Source organism: Mycobacterium sp. SMC-17, from assembly GCF_045310915.1.
Lineage (GTDB): Bacteria > Actinomycetota > Actinomycetes > Mycobacteriales > Mycobacteriaceae > Mycobacterium.
On sequence record NZ_JBJIAK010000104.1, the window covers coordinates 1 to 5,285 of the forward strand.

The 5,285-nt window shown below is 65.2% G+C and carries 4 protein-coding genes; 1 reads left to right on the forward strand and 3 read right to left on the reverse strand.

All coding sequences use genetic code 11. From position 1 onward, the window contains the following. Nucleotides 1–1,167 precede the first annotated feature (1,167 nt). Both ACJH7A_RS29855 and ACJH7A_RS29860 read right to left on the reverse strand, forming a co-directional pair. Nucleotides 1,168–2,349: a hypothetical protein gene (locus ACJH7A_RS29855; protein WP_406803262.1), complete on the reverse strand. Its 1,182-nt coding sequence runs from the start codon at nt 2,347–2,349 to the stop codon at nt 1,168–1,170. 56 nt (nt 2,350–2,405) lie between these two features. Then, a complete protein-coding gene (locus ACJH7A_RS29860; RefSeq protein WP_406803263.1) occupies nt 2,406–3,110 on the reverse strand; it encodes an MspA family porin in 705 nt (234 codons plus the stop codon). Between the two features lie 356 nt (nt 3,111–3,466). Between ACJH7A_RS29860 and ACJH7A_RS29865 the strand changes: the two genes are divergently transcribed. Continuing rightward, complete coding sequence (locus tag ACJH7A_RS29865; RefSeq protein WP_406803265.1) at nt 3,467–3,691, forward strand: cyclic nucleotide-binding domain-containing protein; 225 nt, start codon at nt 3,467–3,469, stop codon at nt 3,689–3,691. An 825-nt stretch (nt 3,692–4,516) separates the two neighbouring features. Here ACJH7A_RS29865 and ACJH7A_RS29870 read toward each other — a convergent pair. Continuing rightward, the gene (locus ACJH7A_RS29870; RefSeq protein WP_406803264.1) at nt 4,517–5,197 is read right to left on the reverse strand and encodes a hypothetical protein; all 681 of its coding nucleotides are present in this window, start codon (nt 5,195–5,197) and stop codon (nt 4,517–4,519) included. Nucleotides 5,198–5,285: the final 88 nt, after the last annotated feature.

A 5,285-nucleotide genomic window follows, 5' to 3' on the forward strand; every position in this document is an offset into this window, starting at 1 on the left:
GCCATCGTGGTGGATCATCTCGCTTCCCCCGCCAACCTTGCGGGATTCAGCGTGTCCAACACACGGGGTCAAGTCCCCTCTGCACGCGGGTCCGCGGGGCGAATTCCGACGCCCTCAACATAATTTTTGCTGCAGTTGTTGGGATTTTCTCTCGGCTTCTCGGTATCGCAGCTATTGCATTGCCCGCCATCTGTCAGAGCGATAGTGAGCTGGCCCTTCATGGAACTAAATTGGATGACGGGAGACGCATTGAGGCATCGGTAGTTATCGCGTTGTTGCTCCTGATCGGAGTCGTTTGTAGGTGATTTGGTCGGTGTAGGAGCCACCGACGATTCGGGCGCACTGGTCGGCGCTGGGGTTCTCGGCTCTGGACTTTGATCGGTCGGTTGGGGATTCGCAGGCTGTTGCGGTGACGTCGCGCGCGGTGGCTGCTGGCTGGCCTGCGGATCCGCGGTGTGCGGCGAGGGTGCCGCTGACTGCCCGGCCGTGGGTGGCACTGAGGCGTCATAGTCGGGCGGCTGGGTTCCGTTGGCCGGCTGCAGCTGCTGCTGTCCGTAACCGGGGGCCCGTCCGGGGGCGCCCTGACTGCCAGCACTCTGCTCGTCGGGGTTGTACAGGGAAATGCCATTTCCCTGATCGGGAGCGGGGTAGGTCCCGCTGCTGTATCCGCTTGGGCCGTCGGGCATTCCGGGAGGCTGCATCGGAAACGGCGGCCCACCCATGCCGTCTCCGGAGCCGGCACCACCGGTAGGGCCCGTCGGAGGTTGGCCCGTGGCCCCTGGCAACGCTGACAGGCCTATCCCGCCAGCGTCGTCCCGGCCGATCACAATAACGCCGGCCACAAACACCGCGACCACGGCCAGCGCAGCCATGGCCCTCTGCAACCCGACCGGCAATCGCTTAGGTCTCTTCACGTTATCCAGTTCTCCTAAGATTGCTGCCCTTGTACGTTCTGATGCGCGGCCAAACGAGCCTCAGCGACCAGCCCGAAGTGGTCACCGGCGCCCTGGGGCGACCGCGCACGATCCGCCAGGTCCCTTCGGGGCCGGCTGCCGTGGCAGAGAGTGGCTCACCGCTACCCAGGTGAAGACTGAGTGTTGTGTCGCTCATGCTCGGACCCTTGGCTGGTGCAACAGCGACACCTGCCGTGATGGTGTGCATTACGGGTCATTCGGGCCCGCCGGCCATATTGGCTTTGGCCCAGGCGACTTCGTCAGAGGCAGTGCGGATGCAGGCGTCGTAGTCGTCCCCGGTTTGGCCGAACACGGTGACGCATTGGATCGACATGTGCGACAGCAGCCGGTCGTTGCAGGAGTCGACGCTCGTGCGCGCGGGAGTGGTTGCGAGGCAGAGTTGTTGGGTCTGGCAGGCGGCCACGAAGTTCGCGGATCGTCCGTCGGCACTGCCGTAGGTGTCGGGTCCGCCTTGGCAGTGACCGGAGTGGCGCTGGGCGTAGGTCGCGGGATCGACGCCATCGGGTCGGTGGGCGCCGGTCGGGTCCGTCACATACCCGGCGGGGTTCGGCGGGGTCACCGCGCCAGCAGGTGTTCCGGCGGGCAGGCCGGCCCAGTTCGGAGCCGGTGCCCCACTAGTCGCCGCATCAGAGGCCCGGTAGGACACGGTGATGGTGACCGGGAACGCGAAAATGCTTGTCGGGCCCAGATCAACCGTGAGGTTGGATTGTCCGGGCGGGAATCCAGGCCCCAGCGTGGGAGTGACACCGACGAGGGCTTGGCTGGCGTCGGTGGCGGCCGGGATGCTGAAGGTTCCGATCACCCGGCCCGGATTGCCTGGCGCGGCATCGGTTTCCACCAGCACTACGTTGTTGCCTTGCCGCAGATGGGTCGCCGCAGGCATCTTCACGCCGAGTGGGATCGTCGAGGACGAGAACACCGTCTTGCGGGTCACGGTGATGTCGACCCCGCCACCGGCGTACGGAATGACCTGATAGTCAACGTCATTGGATCCGTAGATGGCGCCGCCGCCAGGTAGCCACGCCGCCGGGCCCAAAGTCACCTCGCCCGGGAGGTGGATCGCGATCTGGCGGTTGGGGTGCGCGGTGGGTGCGAAGATGCCGTCCTTGGCCCACATCGGTACCGTTGCCGCGCCGCGTTCGACCTGGGCGGCCAGAGGTCGTTCCATGCCGGCGGTTTCGCCCTGCGGAGTGCTGGAGGAAACTCGCGCGCCGCCAATAGGGTTCACGCGTGCAGGGTCCTCCGGCATGGGCCGCGACACCGGCACCGGTACGGGGGGCGGTGCCGGTGCCGCGGGGTCTGCGGCGGCGGTGCCGGCGACGCTGGCGACACCGCCGACGCTGGTCATGGTGAGCAGCACCGCCGCGGTAACCACCGCTCGTCGGCCAACTGATGGTCGCGGGTGTCCTGAACGCGATGCGGGTGCCACGATCACAGGTCCTTGGGTTCGCCGTAGAGAGTTTGGGTGTCGTTGCCGTTGTCCGTGCGCACCCGGATGGTGGTGTAGGACTGGATTTTCACCTGGCCGCCGCACCCGTCCGCTTCGATGTTCTGATCGCGCAGGTTGGACACCGCGTGCATGCTGCGCAAGCTGATGCGGTCCATCGGGACTTGCGCCAGCCCACCGGGTTTGAGCAGAACCCGGATATACCCGCCGAGATGTTCCTGCACGCCGAGGGTGGCCCCGGCCGACGCGCCGGCGAAGCCGCCCCCGCCGCCGCCTCCACCGCCGGCGCCGCCTTGGCCTTGACCGTAGCCGCCGCCGTAGACCTGGCCGTTGATCTGCTGGTAAGGGGTGATGCCGATGTCAGCGCCGACCTCGACACCCGGGGAGGAGTCGGTGCGGCATCCCACGAAATAGCCGGATTCGAGTTGGGCGTCCTGGATGACGGCGCCGCCGGTGCCGGTGATGCGCGCTTCTGAGCGCAGCGTGACTCGGGCCTGCCATGAGTTGGAGGCGCCGGCCAGGTTGTCGATGTGGTTGATCACCTCGTTGGTGGTGTTGACGTCCACCACCCAGCCGTCGTCGGTGACGAACTGCGTCCACCGGTCCGGCATCGGCTGCGGATCAGCGACCGACACCGCCATCGGACACGCCCACGCCGTCACAGATACAGCGAACACTGAGGCCCCCATACTGAGGCGCCGCGACGACAACCAAAATTCGACCACGTATGAATCCCCCTGTGAAGACCAGTCCCAAGCCCCCCGGCTCGCTTGGTCTTTCACTCAATATGGCGAACAATCGCATAAGCTGACTGTCACGTCAACCCGTACGCTCACCAGGCATTCACAGCAAAGCTGATAGGTAGGCTAGGAAAATGAGCTGGCGGGCGGTGCTAGCAAATGGGGGATAACGATGAGCGTGCAGGGCGTCTAGGGATGACGTCGGCCAGGATGGGCCCACGGTGACTGCGGCGTTGGCGCGCGCCAGCATCTTCCACGGCGTCGGGCCGAATGTTCTGGCCGCGGCGGTCGGCCAGCTTGAATGGGTGTCATTTCCGCAGAGACACAATGTATTTCGCGAAGGCGATGCCGGTGATCGGCTGTATATCATCGCCTCGGGCAGAGCCAAAGTCGCGTGTGCGAGCAGTCACTCCGACAGCCTGGTCGCCGTTCTTGGGCCCTCCGATGTTTTCGGTGAACTCGCACTCTTCGACCCGCGCCCCGCACATCGACCGTCACCACAATCACGGCGGTGCGCGCCGCGACGATGACCCGCACAGCACTGCGCTCCTGGATGAGCCGGGAATCCGAGGCTGCCGAACAGATGTTTCGCCTGCCGGCTCGTCGTCTGCGCCGCACTACCAACAAGCTGTGCGATCAGACGTTCAACGACGTCGCTGGGCGCTTGGCCACACTGCTTCTCGATGGCCAACCAATTCGGAGAATCCGACCACGGCACACTTGCCATTGGCGACCGCCTTTGGCCGACGACGCGGCACTATCCCTGTGGCCTAGATCACCATCTGGCGGCGTTCGGTTTGGGGTCGGTTGACCGACTACATCTTGCGTGACGGTTCGCGCCCGACGGTGGAGAACTGCTGCGTATGAGGGTGATTCGAGTTGCACTGCGACATGGTTGGGGGATCGAGTTCGGTGGATCGCGGTGATCAGCGTGCGACGACTATGACGTCGGCGGTCTCTACGGCACTCGCGATCCGCAAGATGCGCTGGAGAACTGCAGGCGATTGCCTGCGATTTGCGACGAGATCGAGCGCCATCTGGGCATAACCAGATGGTCCGACGGTGGTCGGACAGATCGAACACAAAGGGCATGAGCCGGCCGGCATAACGAGGGGTTGCCGGTCGGCTCAGCGCCTTCGCACATAGGCGGCGATCGTGCTGTCGGTCGCACTGATCATCGTTGCCGCCCAGTACCAATGGCGCGTGACCGATGACTTCGGCGATAGCGGCTTGGTCGCCATCATAGGGGGCTTCGAGGCGCTCTTGGGGTTGGCTGGCGCGGCTGCGCCGATAGCGCGGTGCCTCGCCGGTATGCGGGCCTCTAAAGCTCGATCGGACAGGTGCCAGGGCGCCGCTCAACGGCCGCGGAAGACGTCGAGCGTGATGTCCGGGCGGTAGTGCCGGAGCCAGGCGCCGATGGTGCCGTCGATCCAGTCGTGTTCGAACTCAGACGGGAAGATCAGGGCGTTGGCGGTGCGGGCCACCTCGCCGGCCACAAGCCTGGACCCGTTGCGGTCGTCGTGCATCTTGAGCACTCGCGGCGAGGCGCCCGGTGCGGGCGCCACCGTGCCGTCGCCAAGGATGCCGAGCGCTGTCACCGAATGAGCGATGGCCTTGGCTGCGTTGGCAATACCGGTCACCGGCAACACGATCGGGCCTTTGGCCTTGGCCGCGAAACTGACCGGCTCGTGTTGTATGCGGTTGATGCCTTGCCACGGAATATCAACGATTGTGGTGCCGTCGGCGCGGCGCAGGCCGGCAGGGGAGAGCGTCAGGCGCTTGTGCCGCCGATACTCGGTTGTCAGCTGGCGCCGCTTCTGCCGATACATGAGGGCCGGAATGGCCACTGCAGCAAGGACACTCACGGGGTAATACACAGCCGGCGAGTGGGGCATGAGCAGTCCAAGAATGAGCAGGGACAGCAACAGAACCCCGACCGCCATCATCGCCAGTACCGGCAGGAAGCGCGCCAGCGTCCTGTCGGCCTGCTGAATGCTGCCCAGTTCGACAGGACTCTCAAAATCGGTTGCGCGCATCTGTTGCCCCCTGAGCAATGATCAGAACCTGTGGATGAGCCTCGGCGAGGCGGCGTAGGAAAGGGCGCACCTTCCCGAGGATGATCTG

Bases quoted from the DNA above. Each gene is read 5' to 3' on its own strand.
- ACJH7A_RS29870 (WP_406803264.1), bottom strand. From the start codon at position 5,197: ATGCGCGCAACCGATTTTGAGAGTCCTGTCGAACTGGGCAGCATTCAG.
- ACJH7A_RS29860 (WP_406803263.1), bottom strand. From the start codon at position 3,110: ATGGGGGCCTCAGTGTTCGCTGTATCTGTGACGGCGTGGGCGTGTCCG.